This is a genomic window from Nitrosomonas sp. Is24 (assembly GCF_033063335.1).
Taxonomy (GTDB): Bacteria; Pseudomonadota; Gammaproteobacteria; order Burkholderiales; family Nitrosomonadaceae; genus Nitrosomonas.
The window spans coordinates 1295625-1319912 of record NZ_JAWJZG010000001.1 but is presented as its reverse complement, the minus strand read 5'-3'; the positions used below and the strand labels follow the sequence as shown (position 1 = coordinate 1319912).

Annotated in this window: 27 protein-coding genes; 7 read left to right on the top strand and 20 right to left on the bottom strand. The window is 44.7% G+C overall.

What is annotated here, in order from left to right; translation table 11 throughout:
* Positions 1-6: 6 nt before the first annotated feature.
* From flgL to flgB, 11 genes are all read right to left on the bottom strand, one after another.
* The gene (gene flgL, locus R2103_RS05915) at positions 7-1218 is read right to left on the bottom strand and encodes a flagellar hook-associated protein FlgL (RefSeq protein ID WP_317530576.1); all 1212 of its coding nucleotides are present in this window, start codon (positions 1216-1218) and stop codon (positions 7-9) included.
* A gap of 24 nt (positions 1219-1242) precedes the next feature.
* Positions 1243-3141: a flagellar hook-associated protein FlgK gene (flgK, locus tag R2103_RS05910; protein WP_317530575.1), complete on the bottom strand. Its 1899-nt coding sequence runs from the start codon at positions 3139-3141 to the stop codon at positions 1243-1245.
* An 83-nt stretch (positions 3142-3224) separates the two neighbouring features.
* On the bottom strand, positions 3225-4232 hold the full coding sequence (gene flgJ / locus R2103_RS05905; RefSeq protein ID WP_317530574.1) for a flagellar assembly peptidoglycan hydrolase FlgJ: 1008 nt from the start codon (positions 4230-4232) through the stop codon (positions 3225-3227).
* Positions 4233-4249: 17 nt separating this feature from the next.
* On the bottom strand, positions 4250-5359 hold the full coding sequence (locus R2103_RS05900; protein ID WP_317530573.1) for a flagellar basal body P-ring protein FlgI: 1110 nt from the start codon (positions 5357-5359) through the stop codon (positions 4250-4252).
* Between the two features lie 51 nt (positions 5360-5410).
* Positions 5411-6136, bottom strand: coding sequence for a flagellar basal body L-ring protein FlgH (locus R2103_RS05895; RefSeq protein ID WP_317530572.1), 726 nt, complete (start codon positions 6134-6136; stop codon positions 5411-5413).
* Positions 6133-6915, bottom strand: coding sequence for a flagellar basal-body rod protein FlgG (gene flgG / locus R2103_RS05890; RefSeq protein ID WP_317530571.1), 783 nt, complete (start codon positions 6913-6915; stop codon positions 6133-6135). The genes R2103_RS05895 and flgG overlap by 4 nt, the downstream gene beginning before the upstream one ends.
* A 30-nt stretch (positions 6916-6945) precedes the next feature.
* Positions 6946-7689: a flagellar basal-body rod protein FlgF gene (gene flgF / locus R2103_RS05885; RefSeq protein ID WP_317530570.1), complete on the bottom strand. Its 744-nt coding sequence runs from the start codon at positions 7687-7689 to the stop codon at positions 6946-6948.
* Positions 7690-7738: 49 nt separating this feature from the next.
* The gene (flgE, locus tag R2103_RS05880) at positions 7739-9016 is read right to left on the bottom strand and encodes a flagellar hook protein FlgE (RefSeq protein ID WP_317530569.1); all 1278 of its coding nucleotides are present in this window, start codon (positions 9014-9016) and stop codon (positions 7739-7741) included.
* Positions 9017-9028: 12 nt separating this feature from the next.
* Complete coding sequence (locus R2103_RS05875; RefSeq protein ID WP_317530568.1) at positions 9029-9697, bottom strand: flagellar hook assembly protein FlgD; 669 nt, start codon at positions 9695-9697, stop codon at positions 9029-9031.
* An 11-nt stretch (positions 9698-9708) separates the two neighbouring features.
* Positions 9709-10113 carry a flagellar basal body rod protein FlgC gene (gene flgC, locus R2103_RS05870; RefSeq protein WP_090316871.1) on the bottom strand — a complete coding sequence of 135 codons (405 nt, stop codon included), beginning with the start codon at positions 10111-10113 and terminating at the stop codon, positions 9709-9711.
* Between the two features lie 3 nt (positions 10114-10116).
* A complete protein-coding gene (gene flgB, locus R2103_RS05865; protein ID WP_317530567.1) occupies positions 10117-10527 on the bottom strand; it encodes a flagellar basal body rod protein FlgB in 411 nt (136 codons plus the stop codon).
* A 213-nt stretch (positions 10528-10740) separates the two neighbouring features.
* On the opposite strand from flgB, the gene flgA reads away from it, so the two are divergent.
* The 5 genes from flgA (at position 10741) to pbpG (ending at position 14070) form a co-directional block, all read left to right on the top strand.
* The gene (flgA, locus tag R2103_RS05860) at positions 10741-11451 is read left to right on the top strand and encodes a flagellar basal body P-ring formation chaperone FlgA (protein WP_317530566.1); all 711 of its coding nucleotides are present in this window, start codon (positions 10741-10743) and stop codon (positions 11449-11451) included.
* A gap of 143 nt (positions 11452-11594) precedes the next feature.
* Positions 11595-11873, top strand: a complete 279-nt coding sequence (locus tag R2103_RS05855; RefSeq protein WP_317530565.1) for an acyl carrier protein — start codon at positions 11595-11597, stop codon at positions 11871-11873.
* Positions 11874-11957: 84 nt separating this feature from the next.
* Positions 11958-12326, top strand: a complete 369-nt coding sequence (locus R2103_RS05850) for an Mth938-like domain-containing protein (protein WP_317530564.1) — start codon at positions 11958-11960, stop codon at positions 12324-12326.
* A 201-nt stretch (positions 12327-12527) separates the two neighbouring features.
* On the top strand, positions 12528-12755 hold the full coding sequence (locus tag R2103_RS05845) for a hypothetical protein (RefSeq protein WP_108697773.1): 228 nt from the start codon (positions 12528-12530) through the stop codon (positions 12753-12755).
* A 484-nt stretch (positions 12756-13239) separates the two neighbouring features.
* On the top strand, positions 13240-14070 hold the full coding sequence (pbpG, locus tag R2103_RS05840) for a D-alanyl-D-alanine endopeptidase (RefSeq protein WP_317530563.1): 831 nt from the start codon (positions 13240-13242) through the stop codon (positions 14068-14070).
* A gap of 16 nt (positions 14071-14086) precedes the next feature.
* Here pbpG and R2103_RS05835 read toward each other — a convergent pair whose 3' ends face one another.
* Entirely contained in the window at positions 14087-15592 is a 1506-nt protein-coding gene (locus tag R2103_RS05835; protein ID WP_317530562.1) for a carboxypeptidase M32, read from the bottom strand.
* A 120-nt stretch (positions 15593-15712) separates the two neighbouring features.
* On the opposite strand from R2103_RS05835, the gene R2103_RS05830 reads away from it, so the two are divergent.
* Positions 15713-16150, top strand: coding sequence for a CopD family protein (locus R2103_RS05830; RefSeq protein ID WP_317530561.1), 438 nt, complete (start codon positions 15713-15715; stop codon positions 16148-16150).
* A gap of 237 nt (positions 16151-16387) precedes the next feature.
* On the opposite strand, the gene R2103_RS05825 is transcribed toward R2103_RS05830, so the two are convergent.
* The 7 genes from R2103_RS05825 to msrB all read right to left on the bottom strand — a co-directional run bounded on the left by R2103_RS05825 (position 16388) and on the right by msrB (position 22567).
* Positions 16388-17116, bottom strand: coding sequence for a PEP-CTERM sorting domain-containing protein (locus R2103_RS05825; protein ID WP_317530560.1), 729 nt, complete (start codon positions 17114-17116; stop codon positions 16388-16390).
* 317 nt (positions 17117-17433) lie between these two features.
* Positions 17434-18060, bottom strand: a complete 627-nt coding sequence (locus R2103_RS05820) for an FxDxF family PEP-CTERM protein (protein ID WP_317530559.1) — start codon at positions 18058-18060, stop codon at positions 17434-17436.
* 228 nt (positions 18061-18288) lie between these two features.
* Positions 18289-19224, bottom strand: a complete 936-nt coding sequence (locus tag R2103_RS05815) for a response regulator transcription factor (protein WP_317530558.1) — start codon at positions 19222-19224, stop codon at positions 18289-18291.
* Positions 19225-19366: 142 nt separating this feature from the next.
* On the bottom strand, positions 19367-19987 hold the full coding sequence (locus R2103_RS05810; RefSeq protein ID WP_317530557.1) for a PEP-CTERM sorting domain-containing protein: 621 nt from the start codon (positions 19985-19987) through the stop codon (positions 19367-19369).
* 269 nt (positions 19988-20256) lie between these two features.
* A complete protein-coding gene (locus R2103_RS05805) occupies positions 20257-20652 on the bottom strand; it encodes a lysophosphatidic acid receptor (RefSeq protein WP_317530556.1) in 396 nt (131 codons plus the stop codon).
* Positions 20653-20661: 9 nt separating this feature from the next.
* Positions 20662-22116, bottom strand: coding sequence for a Na+/H+ antiporter NhaC (nhaC, locus tag R2103_RS05800; protein ID WP_317530555.1), 1455 nt, complete (start codon positions 22114-22116; stop codon positions 20662-20664).
* Positions 22100-22567: a peptide-methionine (R)-S-oxide reductase MsrB gene (gene msrB, locus R2103_RS05795; protein WP_317530554.1), complete on the bottom strand. Its 468-nt coding sequence runs from the start codon at positions 22565-22567 to the stop codon at positions 22100-22102. Before msrB ends, nhaC begins: the two co-directional genes overlap by 17 nt.
* Positions 22568-22608: 41 nt before the next feature.
* On the opposite strand from msrB, the gene R2103_RS05790 reads away from it, so the two are divergent.
* Complete coding sequence (locus R2103_RS05790; RefSeq protein ID WP_317530553.1) at positions 22609-23760, top strand: RNA methyltransferase; 1152 nt, start codon at positions 22609-22611, stop codon at positions 23758-23760.
* 103 nt (positions 23761-23863) lie between these two features.
* Here R2103_RS05790 and R2103_RS05785 read toward each other — a convergent pair whose 3' ends face one another.
* Positions 23864-24115 carry a hypothetical protein gene (locus tag R2103_RS05785; protein WP_317530552.1) on the bottom strand — a complete coding sequence of 84 codons (252 nt, stop codon included), beginning with the start codon at positions 24113-24115 and terminating at the stop codon, positions 23864-23866.
* Positions 24116-24288: the final 173 nt, after the last annotated feature.

Here is a 24288-nt window from a genome sequence, read left to right as displayed (position 1 = left end):
GCAACTCTAAATATAATTAAATAGAGACAGTCCGGAAATTTTGATGTACGACTGCTGTGCAGCTTGAAGATAAAGCTGCTGCCGCTGCAAATCAGACGTTGCTTGCGCAAAGTCAACATCTTGCAGTTGTGAAAGCATTTGCTCAAATTGAATATTTTGATCACTGCCAACACTTTCCAAAGTATCGATCTCTTGTAACCGTGCTCCGATAGAAGCTTGTTTCGACAGCACATGCTCCAAACTGTTATTGATATTTTGTAAAGTTGATTTTAAATTGTTCGCCAGCCGGGTACCGCCAGGTTGTCCGCTAGACGTCGTTTCCAATGCAGTAATCAAGTCTCCCACTGTTTTGAAAATGCTTTGATTGCTGCTTGGAGACACTGTAAACTTATCCCCATTAGCCGGATTTCCTTTAATACTCAATTGCATTCCATCAAAACTGACTGTACTGTTGCTTACATAAGGATTAGCCGATGAAACCGTTGATCCTGTCGAGGTGTTGACAATATCGTAGGTTGTAACACCAGTTGCAGACACAGCAAACGTAATCTCATAATTACCACCGGTAAGGCTCGAAGGAGTTATCACCGATCCCCCATCAATCACACCGCTCCCCATATTTGACGAACTAGCGGCGGTAGCGAAAACACCGTTTCCGTTCTTGATGCGTTCAAAAACATCCGTGCCGGAATCACTGACTGCCAATTGACGTGCAGGACCCACTTGGTTTAAGCGTTGCCCTTGATCTCCCACGTACTGCACAGTTAATCCTGTCTGCGCAAAAGGTTTGGTATTAGCTTGAAATCCTGAGAATAAAAATTGCCCTTTCTCATCGGTTGTATTGGCTAAACCAACGAGTGACTCCAGTTTACTGCGCAATTCAGTAGCAAGTGTTTTTCTGTCCGCATCAGTCAGTGTCGCATTCCCCGCATACACGGTTGAGCTGTGCACATCCTGCAGGATTCCGTTCACTTGCCGCAGCACATTTTCTTCCAGTTGAAGCGAAGAGCCCGCACTGGATCGATTCACCGAATATTGCTCATTGAGTGCTGCTGATTGAGAAATATTTAATACTTGCGCAGCCGAGATTGGATCATCCGAGGGCGTTAAAATTCGCCGTCCGGTAGACAATTGTTGTTGTGTATTAATCAGTTTCTCTTGCTGCTGGAGCATTAAATTAGTTCCAGTTTCGTAAATTGTACCTGTACTAACTCGCATATCAAGTTACCTCTATTCTATTTTTCAACCGAAACGAAGAATTGAGTCAAATAAAGTACTGCTCATTTCAATAATTTTGCTGGAAGCTTGATAAGCCTGCTGGAAACGCAGCAAATTCGCAGCTTCTTCGTCTAGATTCACACCGGATACCGATTGAATGGATTGTTGAGTTTGTGCCAGCAAATTGGCTTGCGCTTTACTCGTTACCGCCAACTCACGTGTTTTGTTACCAACCTGACTGACAAGCTGCCCGTAAGCAGTCTGGTAATTGGCTGTGCCATTCTCCAGCGTATTCGTTGCTTGCAATGCGCCCAGCAACAACATATTGCGATTGTCGGCAACACCGTTATTATTAGGGGTGACAGTAAAAACATCTCCGGCAGCAGGACTACCGCTAATTTGAAATGTGTAGCCATTGAAACTGATATCCGTACCCGCTGTATACGTCTGATTTGTCGCAGGTAATCCAATCCCTGTCCCTGTGACATCAAATTTAGAAGGCGAGCTAAATGTAATTGTAAGAGGTTGTTGCAGATCAGTGTTCAATGGCAATGGATTTACAGTCCCAGCACTGATAGTGCCAGTACCTTTATTGGTTGATGCGGCACTGGTCCGGTTTGGACTTGCCGCAGCTATCTTAGTTGTGTCATTAATATTGACCGCAATATCCTTTGCGCCATTGATCGTAGGTTGGATGCGGAATCTCTCACTCGCCAGCATGGTGGCGCTTGTCACCGATATGCCATCCAGTGTTAGCGGCAAACTGCTCGATGGTGTAGCCGATACGTTATCGGATAATCTGGTCAACGTATAGTTTGTTCCATCATAGGAAAGCTCGTAATCACTGGTTGTCAACGCACTATAATCAGTAATCGCCATCGAGATGTTGGATGTCAAACTATTAGTCGATGCAGAGATTAAGTTAGGTGCAGGTAACGTGAAAAAATTCGTTCCCATAGCGCCATTCAAGTCCATACCGAGTTGATGTTGTGCATTGAAAGTTTGCGCCAAGGTGAGTGCGACTCTCCCAAGCGAATTTTGTGCATTATCAAGCGTATTACTGCGAAAAGAAAAAATACCGCCTAAGGTACCACCGGTGATCTGATTCTCGGGAAGCTGAATTGTGCTGTTACCATTAACCAGCCCAATCGTTAAATTATTCGGACTATCCGGTGTTTTAATCGCTTCCAAGGAAAGGGTTTGCGCACCAACCACCAACGCCTGCCCATTCCCGATATATACATTCATCGTACCATCGCTTTGACGCACCGTATCGGTATTAACCAATTTATTCAATTGATTAATAAGTTCATCGCGTTGATCCAGCATATCGTTAGCAGGCTGCCCTCCGGCTGAACCTTCCGCCCATATTATCTGCTTATTGATCTCTCCAATTTGCTTGGCCAATGAATTGATATGAACGACCGTGCTGCTGACTTGTGTATTTATCCCTTCCCTTATTTGCGACATGCGTTGATCCATACTATGAAAACGTGCAACTAAGGCATCAGCATTGCTCAGCATCGATTGTCGCGAGGGAATGACGCCGGGATTTGTGGCAACATCGTGGATGGCACTGAAAAAATTTTGCAATGTGGGTGAAAGTCCCGATGTAGCCTCGGCAAACATGTTGTCCAGCTGCTTTATCTCAGTATAGTTACTGTCAAGTGACTGGCTCTGTGTTTGTATCTGTAGTGACTGGGTAGTAAGAAATTGACTGTATATCCGTTGCACTGTAGAAGAATGAACGCCGCGCCCGATAAACCCTGCACCACCAGATTGCGGTGTATTTGTGCTGAGCAAGACTTGCTGACGATTAAAACCAGGCGTGCCAGCATTGCTAATATTATGACTGGCCGTCAATAATTGGTTTTGTGCAGTTGCTAAACCAGTAACTGCGATATCAAGAATTCCATTTCCCATAATGTTCTTTCAGTTCTTGATCTTAAAAAATATATAATGGCAATATCGGCACGCTGACTGAAGAATTAAAGAAAAATTCCGCATTAGATAAATTCGCGATTTTGCAATTTCTCACTATTCAGAATACGCATTAATTTCTCAGCGTACATAGGATCAGTAGCATACCCAGCGCGTTGAAGGCCATTAGCAAAAGTCGCGGCATCCGTCGAATTCAATACTTTAGCGTAGCGCGGATTATCCATAAGCAACTTGGCATAATCATTGAATCCCTCTGCATACGAGCTATAAGCACGAAATTTTTCAATCGCTTTCTGTGGCACACCATTGATATATTCAGTCGTTGTTTTTTCCACAACGTCCCCTTTCCAATTAGCACCGGCCTTGATGCCAAAAAGATTATGGGTTGGACTATTATCCGCATGACGAATCTCATGTTTCCCCCATCCACTTTCCAGTGCAGCTTGTGCCAACATGAAATTAGGTGGAATACCGGTTGATTCGGATGCGATTTTGGCATGCGGTAAAAGTTTATCGATAAAATTTCCCGATTGACTGGGTGCGCTTTTCTTCTGAACATCCGTCTGAATCGGTGCAGTGAATCCCTCAATTGCAGAATCGATTTTTCCTGCTGGCATCACCACATTGGACGACGTCTGATGGATTGACCACAGCTGTCCTGATTGATCATTCGGGTGCATACCCTCAACTAATGGCGCTTGCTGAATGGAATTAATCGCTGACAAAATGGTATTTGTTTGGCCGATTGAAGTCTGTGGTTCGATCGATTTATTATTTCGGGATAATTGCTGAACCATCATGTCAGCAATACCAATCCCTTTGGTGGATATCTTTTGTGCAAGCTGTTGATCATGCATCTGGGTAAAAAACTGCGTTTGCTGGCTATCAAATATTCCATCCTTAGGTGTCGCCTCGCGCATGCTTTTAAGCAGCATGTTCATAAATAATGCTTCAAACTGCTGCGCAACTTTTTGTAACGCTTCGTCTGGATTTTTTTTGGCCATTAAATGCAAGTCATCAACACTTTTGGCATCAACGGCAAGTTTGCTTGAGATATCCGGTGAAATAACCATTCTTAATATCCAGTAAGTTAAATAATTTCCAAATCCGCGCGTAGTGAACCGGCAGCTTTCAGCGCCTGCAGAATCGATAACAAATCCTGAGTGGTAGCACCGATCGCCGTTAAAGCTTTCACAACTTCACCAAGATCTGCTCCATTCGGCAATAACATTAAATTTCCTTCATCGGTTCGGATTTCGACCTGCGATCGCTGCGTGACCACTGTTTCACCGCGCTGTGCGAAGGGGCCGGGCTGACTGATCACTGGTTCGGTATTGATGATTATGGACAGATTGCCATGTGCAACCGCACTTGATTCAAGTGTTACCGCCTGATTCATGACAACTGAACCGGTACGTGAATTAACAATTACTTTTGCCGATGCTTTTGCCGGTTTGACGTCCAAACTTTCAATCTGAGAAATAAACATAATGCGCTGGCTATTGTCTACCGGCGCTTTCACCTGCACTACCCGGCCATCCACGGCGGATGCGGCTGTAGGATAAAGTCCATTGATCGCATCAACAATACGGTTTACTGTCGTGAAATCCGTTGTATTCAGCTCAAGATTGATAAAATCGCCCTGCCCAACCGTCGTTGGAATCTCGCGTTCTACAATACCGCCACTTGTGATACGTCCGACACTGAGATGATTTACTTGCACACTGCTACCGCCAGCTGCGGCTCCGATACCACCAACCAGAATATTTCCTTGAGCCATGGCATATACTTGATTGTCGGCTCCTTTCAAGGGAGTCAGTAACAGCGTTCCACCCCTCAAGCTTTTGGCATTGCCCATGGAAGACACTGTGATATCGATATGCTGACCGGGCTTGGCGAACGCTGGCATGGTCGCTGTCACCATGACAGCGGCAACATTGCGTAATTGCAGGTTAGTGCCGGGAGGCAGATTAACGCCTAATTGACCCAGCATATTGATGACACTCTGAACTGTAAATGGCGTTTGCGTTGTCATATCGCCACTACCATCCAAACCCACTACCAATCCATACCCGATCAATTGATTGTTGCGAACACCTTGAATCGATGCCAGATCCTTGATGCGATCGGCCAAGCTGATACCCGGCAACAGTACGCTCAGCGCAAGCAAAGGAAGAATAACGATGTTTCTGATTTTCATAATCTTACATACCGATTTCTGAAGTATTAATCAAGTTAAGCAATTTCCGGTTTAGAAAGGTGTAACCGAAAGAAAGAAGCGCGACAACCACCCCATCGTTTGCGCTTCGTCAATATAGCCATTACTTCGATATTCAACACGCGCATCAGCAATTTGTGTTGAAGAAATCGTATTTCCCATGATGTGAGTCGGATTCACAATTCCGGACAATCGGATAAATTCCTGCCCTTGGTTGATACCGATCTGTTTCTCACCGCTCACGACCAGATTTCCATTCGGTAGCGCTTCGATGACTGTTACAGTAATGGTTCCTCTAAAATTATTTTTACTTGAGCTTTCACCGCTGCCATCAAATTTATTATTCGATTTAGCTTCAACCGTTGCGTGTTTCTTTAATAAACTTAACGGAATCCCCAGCAAGCTCGGCACGGAAAAATCAATGCTGCCAGAGCGGCTTGCGTTACTTCCAGAGCTCTTACTGGCGTTGGTTGTTTCGTTTAAAGTGACGATAATCGTATCGCCAATACTCCGCGCACGCCGGTCTTCGAATAACGGTGTATAGCGCACTCCGCCTGTGGTGCTGTGAACCATTTGCAAAATTGCGCCATTGGGTTGAGCCACTGCGGCTGCATGTTGCGGAGCACGTAATGTATTGGGCTGGTAAGTCGTGGTAGAAGGTGTCATAGCACAACCGGTTACAAGTGTGCCAAGCACCAACATGAAAAAATACCGGTTAAAATTGTCCATCACACTACCCCCGATAACCCGATCAATCATAGCTGCGCCAATCGTTGCAACATTTGGTCCGAAGTTTCGATTGATTTGGAATTCATTTCATAGGCGCGCTGGGTCTGAATCATATTCACCAGCTCTTCCACGACGTTTACATTTGAAGTTTCTACAAAATTCTGTTCCAGCAACCCCAATCCGTTGGTACCCGGTGCATTCTGATTGGGAGCGCCGCTCGATGCGGTTTCCTGATACAAATTCTCACCCATCTTTAACAATCCGCCTTGATTAACGAAGCTTGCCAATTGAATATTGCCGACTTGAATGGGCGCGACCGCCCCCGGAACTGTTGCGGTTACCGTACCATCGCGCGCTATCGTGATACCCAGCGCATTCGGTGGAACGGTAATCGCAGGTTGAACAGCATAACCGCTGGAAGTCACAAGCTGGCCATTCAGATCGGATTGAAATGCTCCATCGCGGGTATAAGCCGTTGTACCATCCGGTAGCAAAACCTGAAAAAAACCCACTCCCCGTATGGCGACATCACGTTGGTTCTCGGTTTGTTGCAATCCACCCTGAGTAAATATACTTTCGGTAGAAACCGGCTTTACACCCGTTCCTAACTGCAACCCGGATGGTAATTGCGTTTGTTGCGATGATTGAGCGCCGGGCTGACGTATCGTTTGGTACAGCAGGTCCTCAAAAACAGCACGGGCCCGTTTAAATCCATTGGTGCTGACGTTCGCTAAGTTATTAGAAATCACATCCATCTTGGTTTGTTGCGCATCAAGCCCTGTTTTAGCAATCCATAACGAACGTATCATATGATTTACCTATTAAAATTTATTATCGAATTAGACTCTTACTAGCATTATTTCGCTGGCTTTCTGAGCATTATTCTGCGCGTTATCCAGCATTTTCATTTGCATATCAAATTGCCTGGCCAGATCGATCATGTTGACCATTTCATGCACCACATTCACGTTGCTCTCTTCCAATGTGCCATCGACCAGCTTAACTCTGGCATCAACAGGTGCCTCACCGCCATCCTTGAGCCGGAACAAGCCATCCGTGCTCTTTACAAGCTTATCTTCCGGAGGATTTACCAGCTTGATCCGGCCTACTTGCGCTACGGTATTGGGTTGAGGCGTAATCGGCACAGATGAGACGGTTCCATCAACACCGATCGTGATGCGAGTGTCGGGTGGTAGAGTAATAATGCCAGTATCGCCTTTCACTTTATGTCCGCCATTTGTCTGCAGAATGCCATTGGGACTGACTTGCAAGCTGCCATTACGCGTATAAGCTTCCTTGCCATCATCCAATTGAATCGCAATCCATCCGGAACCACGAACCGCAACATCAAGATCACGGCCGGTAGTTTGCATTGCACCGGGGGTAAAATCGGCGCCGGTTGTTGAATCAACGACAAAAGCGCGTGTAGGCAGGCCATCACCGTATACCGGCACTGCGCGAAATGCATTGCTTTCAGCGCGATACCCCGTCGTTGATGCATTAGCAAGATTCTGAGCAACGGTCGCTTTTTGATTCAGCGTATGGTTGGCTCCGGTCATTGATGTATAAATCAGTCGATCCATTTTCTACTCAATCCCAATAAGAATCTGTTTTTTATGAATGAAAGACAGGTTAAATTTGAGTAATTGTCTGAATAATCTGGTCTTGTGTCTCAATTTGTTTAGCACTGGCTTGATACAAGCGTTGCGCTTGAATCATTTTCACCAATTCCGCTGTCAAATCAACATTTGAATCTTCAACGGCGTTGGATTGAAGCACACCGAGATTTCCGGTTTTAGGAGGTCCAATCAAAGGTTCGCCTGAACCAGGAGTTTCTGCCCAGTGACCATCTCCGACTGGAACCAAACCTTGTGGATTTACAAAATTGGCGAGCACAATTTGCCCTAATGTTTTCGTTTGCCCGCTGCTATAATTTCCAAGAATCACTCCATCAGCGCTAATCGTAAAGCCTGACATACGGCCGGAAGTATATCCATCCTGGGTAATTGCATTTACACCGAAATCAGAGCCAAATTGTGTGGCAGTTGACATATCGAGACGGACGGTTTGCGGTGTTGTTGCGCCAAGCCCTGGATTAATGGCACTAAAATCTATCGCTAAGTCCAGTGGACCAGCAGGAAGAGCTGCAATACTCTGTAATTTTCCATCCCCGTCAAATACCATCGGCTGTGAAGTACTTCCCCCTATCTTGACACCAACAGGTACCCCGGCAGAATCTACTTTACCGTCTACAGTGGCAAAAACAGTCCAAGTATTGGGTGTTGCAGCCGCTTTCTGAAAATATATAGACAAAACATGTGAATTTCCAAGACTATCCACTACTGTTCCTGAAGTTGGGCTGGTATAAGTTTTTGGATTGGTCGCATTAAAAGCGGTAGTAATGGCGGGTTTCCGTGCATCCAAATTAAACCCCAGATCAAATGTGGTGGTTGCTTTAGGCGGAAGATCGGAAGTACCGAATTTTAAATTTGCCGGGACGCCGCTCGCTTTAATATCACCATTCACATCAGCCATAAAGCCCGTCAAATTGGCACCTGATGCATCGACAATAAAACCAGAATCGTCAACATGAAATTGACCGTTCCGGCTGTAATTTACCGTACCGTTATCGCTCATACGGAAAAAACCCTGTCCGTTGATCGCAATGTCCAAAGGATTATTGGTCGGTGTAATCGTACCTTGACCAAATTGCTGCGCAATCGAAGATATTTTTGATCCTATCCCTACTTGAGCGGTATCTGTCCCCTCCATGGAATTTGCAAAAATATCGGAAAATTGTGCGACAGATTGTTTAAACCCGGCGGTATTCGCATTGGAAATGTTATTACCAATTACATCCAGGTTGGTTGATGCTGCATTTAATCCACTTAAACCATGCTGAAAAGTCATAATAATCTCCTATCAAAACACCTGTTTAATGTCAGACAAACCAACTAATCCCAATTTATCTCCCATATCGAGGTGCGCACCCCCCTCTCCAGGCATTACACTATTTACCTTTCCAAATGAGAGGGTATCGACTTTAATGTCATTACCGCCTTGTTTCGCGCTTACCGCAAAGGTATAGTCTCCGTCCACCGCCTGAGTTCCACTATCAGTCTTACCGTCCCAAGCGATCGTGCTGAGTCCTGTCGGTTGCGCGCCAAGCTCAATTGTGCGAATGGCAATTCCGGCACCATCCAGTATGGTGACTTTTAGCTGATCGACGGGCTGCGCCAATTCAATGCCTGCAATAGCGCCATCCCCATTCAGCTTGATCGATGTCCCAGGTACGAATGCTTGATGTCCGATCAGTCCCAGCGCTTCAACAGAGCGGTTATCTTCAGCGCTGGTAACCAATTGCTGCAGCGTCGAATTGAGCTTATCAATACCCGATACCGTACTGATTTGCGCCAATTGACTGGTAACCTCGGCGTTGTCCAGCGGCTTTAGCGGGTCTTGATTTTTCATTTGCGTGACTAAAAGCTTTAAAAACCGGTCCTGCGGGTTTTCAGCATCCTTTTTACTATTAATGCCAGTAGTTGCACCCGTTGCGGCTGTTTGTGAACTTGCTTGCTGAACTGCATCCATTACACGCTCCTTTATTGACCAATAGTCAGGGTTTTTTGTAACAAGGATTTGGTGGTATTCATCATATCGACGCTGTTCTGATAGGAACGCGACGCTGACATCATATTCACCATCTCATCGACAACGTTGACATTCGGCATCGTCACATAGCCGTTTTTATCCGCCAGCGGATGCTTAGGTTCAAACAACTGCCGCATGGGCGACGGATCGTGAACGATACCTGCAACTTTAACGCCACTTGCACCATTAGCATCCGCTTGCAAAGTACTGAAAACCACCTGCCTGCCGCGATAAGGTTCACCGGTCGAACTGGTCACACTATCGGCATTGGAAAGATTACTGGCAACCACATTCAAACGTTGCGATTGTGCAGACATGGCTGAACTTGCGATACCAAATACATTAAATAGTGACATTTTCTATCTCTCCATCATTGCCGATGTTAAGTTTCTAAATTCATTGTTAATAAATGTAATGCTGGCATCATATTTAATGGCATTATCAGCAAATCGAGTCCGTTCCATATCCATATCCACCGTGTTTCCATCCGCGCTGGGTTGCAATGGAACCCGGTATAAAACACTATCGCCGAATATTCCTGATGCAGCAGAATTAATATGCATTGATGATGTCGTATTCATAGCTACCTTTTTCAGACTAGGCGTCGATGACAATCTGTCCTGAAGCATGCTGGCAAAATCGATATCCTTCGCTTTAAAATTTGGCGTATCGGCATTAGCCACATTGCTGGAAAGTAACTCTTGTCTTCCCACTCGCAGACTGAGGGCGTTGTGGTGATAATTTAATTCTTTATCAAGTTTGTTAATCATCGTCTCTACCGCCTGATTAAAATTATTTTCTATTCATCTATTAGCATTTAGCATGCCAGCAATAATATATGCACAAGTTAATCAACCAATCCGCAAATAAGACATGAAAGCGGTGCTATCTTTGCACTTGGATTTTTTCATGCTCGTTTAATATAGCTTCGGGTAGCGGCAATAATTGCCGGATACGGCAAAAATGAATGGTGAGATCAATCTATGATACGTTGCTTAATGACGATACTCTGTCTGCCGATGCTTGCTTCTTCTGCGCTGGCCTCACAGCACAACGCTGCAATAGCGCATCAAGAAATTCCGCTGATTAAAAACGCCATTGAGAATTTTCTTTACAACAATACGGCTTCACTGCCAGGATTGGTGCAAATCAATGTCGGTCAAATTGACAAGCATTTAACATTGCCCAAGTGTCCTCAATTAGAACCTTTTGTTCCGGCAGGCGGACGTTTATGGGGGAAAACCTCCATCGGCGTTCGTTGTGACAGTGAATTCGCAGCTTGGACTATTTATGTTCAGACTGAGATCAATGTCATGGCGGATGTTTTACATATCGCGCGACCCGTATCAACCGGACAAACATTGAGCTATGAAGATATCGCACCGCAGAATGTCAATCTGACGCAGATGCCGGATGGCATACTCACTGATGCGGCCCAAATTGTTGGTAAAGTGGCCGCCACCAACTTGCCCGCCGGTCAACCGATACGTCCGCAAATGCTGCGAGCACCCTATGTGATCGTGCGCGGTCAGACAGTGAATTTAGTGGTTCAAGGCCGGGGATTCAGTATTCGATCGGAAGGTCAGGCGTTGGCCAACGCAGCGGAAGGACAAGTCATTCAGGTTCGTAATAAATCAGGCCGAATCCTCAGCGGACTTGCACGTGCAAATTCAATCGTGGAAATTCAGCCGTAACATACTGAGCGTTTTCACCCTCCACGCACGCAGTCCCTGTGAATTTTCTGCAAGCACTGCGTAATCCCGCAATCATAATCTTCAATCAGCATTATAATACGCACTAGATTTCTTTAATACTGATAATAATCAAGCGCCTCATTGTGACAAACACAAGCCATACCACTGAAATAAAAAAGATTCTGGCTGATACCTTGGGATTGGGTAACCGGATCGATGCAATAGAACCAAACACAATTTTACTCGGCAATATTCCTGAACTCGACTCCGTCGCAGTTGTAACGATCATTCTGGCTCTGGAAAAAAAATTCTCCATCGCAATAAAAGATGATGAGATCAGTGCGAAAACATTTGCGACACTCGGTACCTTAGTTGATTTTGTAGAACAAAAAATAGCAGATCATGACAAACAACTCGGGTAAAACTTTTGTGGCAGCGATTGTTTTTTGATCGGAATCATGCATAATCGCTCACGATAGATTCGCAAACAACGAGGAAACAGATCAGTGAAGCTCCATCTAGCAAATTTCGCACAGCAATATATTTTCACGGGTTATGGTGAAGGATATGTATTGATTAATCAAACGCGCTACGAAAAGAGCTTGATCGTGTTGCCTGATCATTTGATTGAGGACTGGCCTGTACGATCCGTTCAAGAGCTTCAGGTTCAACATTTTGAAAGCTTGCTGCCGCATTCACCCGAAATCATTCTCCTCGGTACCGGCATTCAGCATAAATTCCCCAGTCACACATTGCTCAGTCAACTGACAAAATTGGGAATTGGGATTGAGATAATGGATACAAAAGCTTGTTGCCGGACTTATAATATTCTGGTTGAAGAAGGGCGTCGTGTCGCTGCGGCTCTTTTGATTTAACGTTGCAAGGAAAAAGCAGATTTTTTACATGCCGCTGAATTTTGGCCTGATCAACTCCAGCTAACGTAAAAATTCGCCTCTTCAAATACGCAAGATTCTAAAAAGAAATGGCCTGACAGTTATGATTGTGATAAATTCATGGTTGGTAAGTCAGGTATATTAAAATTGGCTTCCTTCATAACATTAATATAGGAGTGGAAAATGAACAAATTTCTTATCGCTGCAGTTGGTTTGGTTTTTTTGATGGGTTCTTCTGTCACCATGGCAAGTGGAAACAAGGAATCAAAAATGCCACCAATGGCTGCTCAAGATATTCTGAATAAAATGGCTTGCGAAGGTAAAAAAGACGGCGAAAAGACCAGAGATCGCACCGACGGTGAAATGATTACCTGTCCCGCTAAAATCAAACAACCAAATTTTGGTAAGTAATAATAAGTCAGTTTTTTAGTAGCTGGCGAATAGGTCAAGTTAGATAAACAGGCTGATATTTGCTACATTCGATATAGAAATAGATTGAATTGAGAAAAATATTCAGCAAATGTCGACTTGGCCTATCATTTCCTTTGGAAATAAAATGCCTTTCTGCTTTACGCTCAAACCTCAGCAGCACGCACTAACTGATAGATAGTCTGTAATAACATACACTCTGGCTCTCAATTGCAAATGACATTAAGTTATTTAATATCATTATGTTATACAGCATTTTTCAATTTCATTACCACCAGAATCTCTTAACTTTCTGCAAATAAAGAATTTATTTGCAAATTTTTATAAAAATATAGATGAAGATATAGTAAGATTAAACGTGAAGCATATAAAAAACTCTAAATTGAATTAGCACTATCCTCGTTCATAAAAATATTTCGATGAATTCATAAGAACTTGTAATTTTTGTCAATCGGAGAGAAAAAGAATGAAATGGGGAATTTTTTTAATTTGTGTTCTGTTTTTTTTAACCAGCAATGCTTTAGCACAAAAAAACGATCCGGATATTAAATCTCAAGCTGCACTGGTATTTAATGCGAAAAATGATCGTGTTATCTACGATAAAAATGCCGACAAGGTAATGCCCATCGCTTCCATTACTAAGTTGATGACTGCAATGGTTACCCTTGATGCGCGTCTATCGCCGCATGAAAAAATCACAATCACGAATGCCGATGTCGATAAGTTAAAACACTCATCGTCACGTTTGCCCGTTGGCAGCACGTATTCACGCCAAGAGCTGTTACGATTGGCATTGATGTCATCCGAAAATCGCGCCGCGGCGGCACTTGGCCGCACTTATCCAGGTGGTGCCAAAGCATTTGTAAGTGCTATGAATGCCAAAGCCAAGAAATTGGGCATGAACAACTCCCGATTTATCGATTCTACCGGCTTAAATAGCGGCAATGTTGCAACCGCACGCGATCTGGCCAAAATGGTTGCAGCTTCAAATAATTACGCCGCTATTCGTGAATTCTCCACCACATCGCAACATTCCGTATCACCTGGAAACAAACGCGGTCAATTGCAGTATGTCAATTCCAACAGTCTGGTACGCAATCAAGGCTGGGACATCAATGTTTCTAAAACCGGGTATCTGAGCGAAGCCGGACGCTGTTTGGTGATGCAAGCGAAAATTTCTGGGCAACCGATGGTGATTGTGTTGCTCAATTCGTGGGGCAAAAACACCCGTATCGGCGACGCCAATCGCGTCAAAAAATGGATCGAGAGCAATCAAGGCCGCCGCCGTCAAGCATAAAACCGGCGCGCGCTCCTTAGGCTAACCGATAAATTTCACTGTACTTGTTCTTCAGATACTCGACGAAATAATCCGGATTCAGCGGTTCGCCGGTAACACGCTCAACCAGCTGTTGTGGTGTATAAAGCTTACCCTGACGATGGATTTTTTCGTTTAACCAATTCTTAATAGGTGCAAAATTTCCTGTAGCGATGTTTTGTTCGGTGTCCTGTTGCTCGCGCAGCAACGTGTTATAGAACTGGCACGCATACATCGCACCCAGCGTATATGAAGGAAAGTACCCAAACGCGCCGCCGCTCCAATGCGAATCCTGCAATACCCCCAACGTATCGGTCGGCGGTTTAATTCCCAAGTATTTTTGCATTAATTCATTCCAGATTTCCGGCAAATCATCGATGTTCATCGATCCATCAAACAGCCCTTTCTCGATTTCATAACGCAAAATCACATGCAGTGGATACGTCACCTCATCCGCTTCCACCCGGATAAAATCTGGCTTGCACGTATTGATCGCGCGATAAAAAGAATCCACAGTCGCGGATTGAAGATTTTCCGGAAACTCCGCGCGAATCGTTTCAAAATAATGTACGCAGAAGGGCTTGCTTTGCGCGATCATGCGTTCCCAGAACAGCGACTGGGATTCGTGGATACCCATCGTTAAGGATTCCGTAACCGGCAAATCGCCGAGTTCATGCGGGCGCCCCTGTTCGTAGAGCGCATGACCGGTCTCATGGATCACCGAATACAATGACTCGACAAAATTGCTGTCTTTATAACGAGTCGTAATACGCACATCGGTCGGATGGCTGCCGCCGCAAAACGGATGCACCGATATATCGATACGTCCCTGCTCAATATTAAAACCCATGTCCTGGCTAATTCTGCGCGCCAATGATTCCTGCTTATCCAGCGCAAACCTGCCCTGCAAGAACGACGTATCCGGCTGAACAGAGTGGTTTTGAATGGCAGCAATCAGCGGTATCAATTCCTGCTTCAAGCGCTCAAAGATCGGCGTGATCACGTCCATCGTCGTGCCGCGTTCAAATAGATCGATATTCGCATCGTAAGACTTCAAGTCCGGCGACACACACTGCGCCCACTCGGTTTTCAACTGCAAAAAACGCTCCAGCACAGGTGCAAAATCAGCAAAATTATTCTCCTGACGCGCGGTAACCCATACGCCATGCCCGCGTGAACCCAGTTCAGCCAGCTCCTGTACCAGCCGTTTCGGCACTTTCGTTTCCAGTTCATAACTGTACAACGCCTCGCGGATATTGCAGCGCTCCAGCTCGTTCAAAGCAGCAAAATCCTTAGCTTTGAGTTCGTGCAAGCACTCACCCAGCGCTGGATCGGTCATACGCTCATGAATCACCCCTGCCAGCGCCGCAATCTGCTTGGCACGCGCATCGCTGGCGCCGACCGGCATCATCACTTCCTGGTCCCATCCCAGCGTGCTCATGACGCCGTTCAAATGCGTAATCTCTTCCAGTTTTTGAACTAAATTCTGATAGTGCTGATTCATCGTAATCTCGCTTCTCAATTCAATTATAAACAGTGCGCGCGCTCTATCGATTCCAAGGGATGGCGCGAACATCGCAAGCCCAGTATCATACCAACTTTAACACTAATCAATCGTACTGCTATGCTTTGGATTAAATCACTGCACATCATTTTCATGGTCACCTGGTTTGCTGGGCTTTTCTACCTGCCACGCTTATTCGTCTATCATGCCATGTGCGAAGATGCGCCAGGCAATGAACGCTTCAAGATCATGGAACGCAAACTGTATTACGGCATCATGACTCCCGGCGCAGTGCTGACCGTGGTGTTCGGTGTGTGGTTATGGGTGGGCTATGGCTTTTCCGGCGATTGGCTGTATGCCAAAGTAGCGCTGGTTTTGATATTGATTTACTACCACTATTACTGCGGAAAATACGTCAAAGCGTTTAAAAACGACGCTAACCAGCATGGTCACGTGTTTTACCGCTGGTTTAACGAATTTCCGGTTTTGGTTCTGTTTGCGGTGGTGATATTGGTAGTGGTAAAACCGGATTTATTAGCGATTGTTTCTGAGCTTTAAGATTGCTCACGTCCGCACGAAATGACGGCGTCGGCATGATTCTCAATTCAAGTGATGGCCGATCTCTTAGTATTGTGAATTTCTCCGCACCTGCTCTTCCGTCAATCTGGAAGCTTCTCTGACTTATGGAAGCTTAAAATAAAAAAGAGAGATTCAACTCTATACGTTTGAATCTCTCCGCAATGTTCCTTCTTTAGCTTGCGCTAGCAAGAAACAGATTCTTTATCTTTATTTTAATTATCCTTTCTTATTGCGTAATGAGAAACTTACCAAACCCAATCCAATCAACAGCATGGCATAAGTTTCTGGTTCTGGTACAGCCGATACCGTCATTGAGCTGATATAAAATTGATCTGCTTTGCTACCGCCACCGAATCTGAAGTAAAAGTCATGTCCGGTGTGACTCAAAGCGAATTGACCTACGTCTTTTGGTAGTAATCCTGTAGTCCAGGTTGAATTGTCGAAACTGTATTGGAAGGTCGCATTAGCGATCCAGCTCGTCGTATTATGCCCTTCTGCACGAAAACCGACTGAAGACAATGAAACATTCTGGTCGAAATGCAGCCAGATTGCTTCTTTTTCAGTGATGTTATCGTCACTGGTATCATCCTTCTTGTGATAAACACCTAAACCGGCGCCGATTGCATCTTTTCCAGAAAGTTTTCCGTTGTAGCCATTTTCATGATCTTGAACAACGGCTGCTCTGGAACCAAAAGCGCCACCATTGTACGAGCCTTTAGCGTGCACTGTCAGTCCGCCATTGGTGAAACTTAGATCACCGCTGAGTGACGATGCTATGTTTGAACTGCACAGATCGCCGCCACTGCAGGCAATTCCATCTGTTGGCAGAAAACCGGTATTAATGCCGCCACTATACTTCAGGTTGGCAAAGTCGAAGACTACAGGCGCCGCAACTACTGGGGCGCTTAGCAAGGTGAAGAGTGATATAACAGACAAAACACGCATTTTAAATGCTCCTATAAGAATACTTAATCTTGATTTTTATTATTTTAGATAGAAATAAATTCCATCACTGGTAGTAACAATAACTTCAGGAGTAATCTAATACAATAGACCGATGCTCCTGATTTATTAGGATTTTTGTCCTAGCAAAAACTCACACTTGCAATTGTTGAAATAAGTATGAGAAAAATTTTATTGTGATTAACAATCATAAAAAATAAAAGAGATTCAACTAGCAACATCGAATCTCTTGTGAGGGCTTCTTTTTAGTTTCTGCTAAAAAAGAAAATAGTTATTTTTATCTTTATTAGTTTTAATAGTTACATGCTTCTTTGACGACGCAGTGTAAAACCAAGCAAACCTAAGCCAGCTAATAACATACCGTAGGTTTCTGGTTCTGGAACTGGTGAAATGTACCAAGCAGAGCTAGGTGAAAAACTAGTACCTTGAATATGTAAAGCCAAATCTCCGTTACTTGGGAGCGGTGAACTGCCTAATCCAAAAGCATCCCATGAAACTGATTCTGCTGTCGTAAGTCTATCGCTTCCACTAGCGGTATCATATCTAAAATCAAAGCTACCGCCAGGTCCACCACCAGGGCTAATGCCAACACTACTTACCCCGCCACCAGCCACAGTTGTAACAGAACTTGGTGTTATGCCATCTACAGCCATTGAGCCAACAAATGCTTTAGAACCAAAAGCACTTAGATCAACGTTGTACAAAGTAAATGACCAGTGACCGCCGCCAAGATCATTGATATCCAGATCCGCAAGATGCACACTTGCAGGTCCGCCACCTGATAATAATTGACCGAATTGATACGTTGCTGCTTGAGCGCCGCTTCCAATAACGAGAGCGCCGGTTGCAAGAGCTGATATTGCTAATTTTTTTAAAATCATTTTACCTACCCCCAAAAAATCCCAAAATAAGTCTTTTTGTAGCAATTCTGACCTATTTGTTATAACACCAAAATTACTACTCGTATTACCAAAACATGCAAGAGAAGAATCGCGCGTTAAATCAACAGCCTCTATAATTTATTAGCATCCATCTTTTACCTCTCCACGTTTAAATATTCCTACATTATTAGCAAAATTCATATTCCCTAAATGGGTACTATAAGTAAAAAAATATCTAATATCTTAAATCTACTGCACAGAACTGTGATTCCATTAGCTGGAAACACCGATTCTTGAAAGATAGCCAAAGACCAATTGACTGCGATTACGAACTCCGGTTTTAATAAAAACAGACTTCAAATGTTTTTTCACTGTTTCCGGACTCACAGAAAGTTGCAGCGCAATCTGTTTATTGGTCAATCCCTTCGCTACTAATTTTACAATTTCTTGCTCGCTCTTCGTTAATGCAATATCTCTTGATGGAATAGTGCAAGAAATATTGTGCCATCCGGACAACACATCAAATATCCGCTGCACTACGTGATGCGGAAACCACAATTCTTCCCGGTGAACGATCACCTGTATCGCTTTTTCGAATATTTTATGATCGGTTCCGACCGGTAAAAACCCGGATATGCGAAACTCGATAATCTCGTCGATAAAATCCGGCGGATTTTTCTCGTAAAGCAGGATTATCTTAACGGATGCCATCTTTTTTCTGATCATCCGCAACTGTTCGACCACTTTGTCAGCTGCTAGCCGCATATCGATCAGGATAGCATCCGGATATATTTCTCCTAATTTGGCACTTGCGGTCTCGACTTCTTTGAGGTTGTATTGATTGATACAGATGTAAGGTGAGTTATCCGAATAATTGCGCAGATGTGTGTTTAAATCCGCTTGTTCGGTAATGGTCCATATACGAAGCAAATCAGCGCGATATCCTTTCGCCGTAGAAAACAGCGGTGTTAGCCCTGCGTTCACTAATTCCGCGTGCATATTGCGCGGCTGCTTATATAGCATGGATAAATCGCGCCGATCATTCCGGCGCCGGTCATAGCGTGCTTGTCCACGTAAAATCGATATATTGCGCCGGTCAAACTGCTCCCGCCGCCGATCGAGCAAGCGTCGATTCAAAGCAGCGGAATCGGAGCATTCCTGCCGTTTCTTATCGGTTTTCAAGCATTGAATATCGATAAATGATTTCAATTTCGTATGATTCCGGTATGGTTCATTATATTAAATATGGCGTTACTTCTTATTACCGTTCTTTTCTTTCTGAATTTTCGACTCATTCACCATAACGCCTTTTTACTGCTGGAACTAACAAAAAACAAGCGACATCGATGCTTTATCTTTGTCTCTGCTTACCTAATGAGAATCCCACCAAACCAAGTCCGACCAGCAACATTGCATAGGTTTCCGGTTCAGGCACAGCGCTTACACCGATCACGAAGTCATCCCAGTCACCCAGATGTTTAGTTCCTGCACTGTCATTGTAGCCAAGTACATAGGCATAGGTTGTGGCTCCAACTAGCATGTTTGTACCAATCAATCCGATCGATGTGCCTTTGTCCCAGTGACCGCCGTTAATGGCAAATCTACCGACATCGCCTTCAAATTTGAAACTCAGCGGCCCGGTCGTGCTCACAACCGAGCTGATTGAGGTTCCAACCGCATTGGATTCAAGAAGTTTGGCTCCGCTTAACGTGTTATAAAATTTGTCAATAAAACCGGATTCCTGGCCAAGATAAGTATAAGTAACTGTTTGCGACCCCGGCCCTGTGTAATCGAGATGCCCAAGGCTAACTGCCGAGCCTGCCGGTAATGTAGCGAATCCTGCGATGTTAAACGCTTCGGTTCGGGTGGCTGTATCGGTTACCACAAACGAAAGTCCAGCGTGTGCAGCCCCTCCGGTCATCAGCATCATCGCCGCGATCATTGTATTGTGTAAATAAAATGGTTTACTCATTTGTTACTCCCGCAAATATTGATAAAGCAAAAATTAAATGGATATCGCTTGAACTTCACTACTCAACTTTGTTCAATGTATTCAGTGCATGAAGTCATGACGATTGCATGTTAATCTGCGGGATAACTTAAATCTATAGTCTGTTAATCCTTATTTTATAAGGAGTTAATAGTAGGTTATGACTAAGATTACCAGGAACTCTGTCCCGGGAATGTCATTACCCCAATCCATTGAAGCAGAAAAAAGTGATTCGCTTGCAGAAGAAAAAATCAAGACGAAACAACATCTTTTGATGAATTTACTGAAGGTTTCTGGGACAACTTCCCCCAGTAGCAACCGGCACAGATTCCAATCAACCAGCCGGTAACAACCAGTATTGGCATTAAGTGCGAGCCATTCGTATCACGAAACTGCATGATCAATAATCCAAGCGGTGCAGCACCGATGCCGATAAAAGCACATAACCCTATCGCACCGTTGCTCCAGCGCAATATGCCATAAGACAACAGCAAGAATGGCAGAATCATGATTAGCTGAGTATGCCAAGGGATGCCGCTCCACAGTAAGCCAAAGCCAAGAAACGACAATAAAAATCCGCCTATTAGAGCGGCCAAAATAATGCGTATGGTTTTCCAATGATTGCGGTGATTTGATACTTCTTTCATCTTTATTCCTTAATACGATCGCGGTGTATTTTTTTCACGCAACAAGCCAACTCCCGCAATGGCCATTGCAATGGAAACAAAAGGATTCAATAAGTTCAGCAAAGCATAGGGCGCATAATCCAGTGTTGGAACGCCCAGTGTCGCCACATAAAAAGTACCCGCTGTTGTCCATGGAATGAGGCCGGTAGTCAAGGTTGCGCCTTCTTCGACTGAACGGGACAGCACTGCCCTATCGACCTTCCTTTCAAGGTATGCGCTCTTGAACAGCTGGCAATTAAGAATAATCGAGATATAAGCCTCGCCCATCGCAATGTTACCGATCAATCCGGACAAGATGGTAGTCGCGATCAATGTGCTGACACGCTGAATGCGTGCGATGATATGGGTGAGCAGCACTTGCAGGAACCCGGCATGATGCATCACGCCGCCGAGCGCCAGCGCCATGATGGACAGTAATAGCGTCCACGCCATGCTGTACAATCCCCCGCGTCCGAGTAAATCGTCAATGTTTTCGATTCCGGTAGCGCCCGGTGAATTGACCCACAATGCGTTGAATACATCAACGCCATCCCTGCCTTGATAAGCGACGGCAATCAGCATGGCCAGCACAATACTGCACGACATGCTCACTTCGGCGGCGTAGCGCTTGATACTCAAACCGAACATCAGCAGCAGCGGCAGCAGTGTCACCCAGCCATTTAATTGATAAGCGCCTGCCAAAGCGGTACGGATTTCATCGATATGCGCTCGCGGTAAAGCATTATCACTGTAATGCTCTCCGATAATCATGAAGATCACCAGAACAATTAGTAACGTCGGTACTGTTGTGTAGAGCATGGAACCGATATGCCGGTACAAACTCGTTCCAGCGCTCATGGCCGCCAGATTGGTGGTATCCGAAATAGGCGATAATTTGTCGCCGAAAGTGGCGCCGGAAATAATCATGCCGGCCACGAGCGGCAGCGGAATGTTCATCGCCTCACCAATACCGATCAACACCACTCCGATCGTTCCAACCGTACCCCAGGAAGTGCCGGTAGCAACCGACATGAAACTGCATAAGATCAACCCTGTCGCCAGAAATGTACCCGGACTCAACAAATCCAATCCGTAGTAAAGCAGGCTTGCGATGGTGCCGCTCTGCATGAAACTGGCAATGACCATACCGATCAACAGAAAAATATAGATCGCTGGCAGCGCTTTGATGATGCCATCGTCCATCATGCGCCGGATATCGAGAAAGGAATAACCCAGCCAGCGCGCTTGCAGGCACACCCAGATCAATGCCAGAAAAATAACGACATGAATACTGATCGCAAGTACGAACATACCGAGCGAAATCAACAGAAACACACCGGCGAAGCAAACCAGCGCTTGTAATAGGTTTGGCAACCGATGCGTAGTGAGTAATTCCTCAATGAGTGGCTTGGTTTCTGTCATTGCGAGCCTATTTTCTTTCTTCATGCGCGAATAATGCAAGCAATTCGCCGTAGCCTTCCGCTTGCAAAGCTTCTTTTCTTACAAACCTTAACGCGGCAGAGTTGATGCAATAACGCAAGCCGGTTGGCGGCGGGCCGTCGTTGAACACGTGCCCCAGATGACTATCCGCATAACGGCTGCGGGCTTCCGTGCACGGCATCCACATCGCATAATCGCTCTTAAGCCGGATATACTGCTCGTTTATCGGCCGGTAAAAACTGGGCCATCCGGTACCAAAATCAAATTTATGAATTGACGCAAACAGCGGTTCACCCGATACAATATCAACATAAATCCCGGCAGCTTTGTGATCCCAATATTCATTTTGGAATGGCGGTTCGGTGCCGGCATTTTGCGTCACCTGATACTGCAACGGTGACAAATCGGTTTTCAACAATTCAGGATCTTTAGCAAAATTTTCATAGTGATTCGCCATCACGGATCTTCCTTTTCAATAAATATAACTGACTATTCATCATGAAATTCACAGGGACGGTAACGCATTTATCGCAAAAGGGTTTGGGTGTTGTCAAAAACACCCAGAATAACATTTCTTATTTTGTTTATGGCACTTGGCCAGGAGATAGCGGTGAGTTTGAAACCATTGACAAGCCGCTGAATAATAAAAAATTTGCCTATGCCAAATTGATACAGCTCACGCAACCTTCGGCACAAAGACAAATACCCGCATGCCCTTTTGTCAGTCTGGAAGAAAATGCCTGTACCGGTTGCTCCTGGATGATCGCTGATTATACAAGCCAGCTCGAGCAAAAACGAAATCGCTTCCTCTATGCCATGCAACGAGCCGGTTTTGATCCGGCTCAGTTGAATGCCGGTGCTATTCAGCCGGCACCGAAAATATATGGCTACCGCAACCGTTGCCAAATTAAAACGGACGGAGTAAAGCTCGGCTTCGTATCCGAAAACTCGCAACAAATTGCACCGGTGAATGATTGTCTGGTACTCAATGAACAATGCCGAAGCTTGCTGCAAACGGCAATTCAGCAGTTACCCAATAAAACCTGGCAGGAAAACTGCGGAGATAATTGGCTGTTTATTGAACTGGATGACGACATGCAGCCGGACGAAATCCGCACAAACAAGAAACGCCCATTCAAACAGGGCAACACGCAGCAAAATCAATGGATGCAACAGTGGCTAAGGAATGCGCTCGCTCGCAACCCTAATGTTGGAAAAGCGGTGGAATTATTTTGCGGTTCAGGGAATTTCACGCAAATCATTGCGGAATCGAACTGCACTGCACTTATCGCTTACGAATCCGACCCGGATGCCATTCAATTATTGAAAAGCAAGGCTCTGACCAAAGTAACTCCACACGTCGCGGATCTTTTCAGTCCGTCAATTTGGAGGAACATGCAAAAAACGGTATGCGATGCAACAACGTTGGTTTTAGACCCACCACGCGCCGGACTAAAAAAACATCAGGGCTTTTTTTCCTGCTTCGCTGCGTTAAAAACGATTATCTATATTTCCTGTAACCCGGAAACTTTCGCGCGCGATGCCTGGTTCTTTCAACAAAATAACTGGCAAATAAACGAGATTCAACTGATTGACTTGTTTCCGCACACTCCCCATATCGAAATATTGGCGGAATTTCGAAAGATTTGAGTACCCAAACGAGCTTATGGATTGAAAAGTAAATTGAGAGAATAAAAAAGGAGCCAATACTCACTGATCGTTAGCATTGACTCCTTATAAGGCTAATAAGGGATTAAGCTGCAACTTTTACTGAAGAAAAACGCGCTTTATTTTTTGACACCATATACAACATTGCAACAGCAAGATAGCTCAGAAACAGAATTGATCCACTCATCACTTCCAATCCCACCCAACCTATAACAGAGTGTATTTGTGGCAATGTCGGGAGAGCGCCAAATAAAATAACGCTGACCAAGGGAATAATACCGAACACTACAAAGCAGATCTTTATTGCTGTTACAAAAAGAAATCGGCTCATTTTCATAAAGCCTCCTATAGAAGAGTTTGCAAAATTTGCCTTTTCAGGCGCATTCCGATCAATTCAGAATCTCAGAAACGGCAAAATTCACATAAATTTTACAACATTCTCACAAAATATTCACAATCTTTTTAATCGAAATTGGATATCTACAATCAATTAAATTTTATACACAGTAA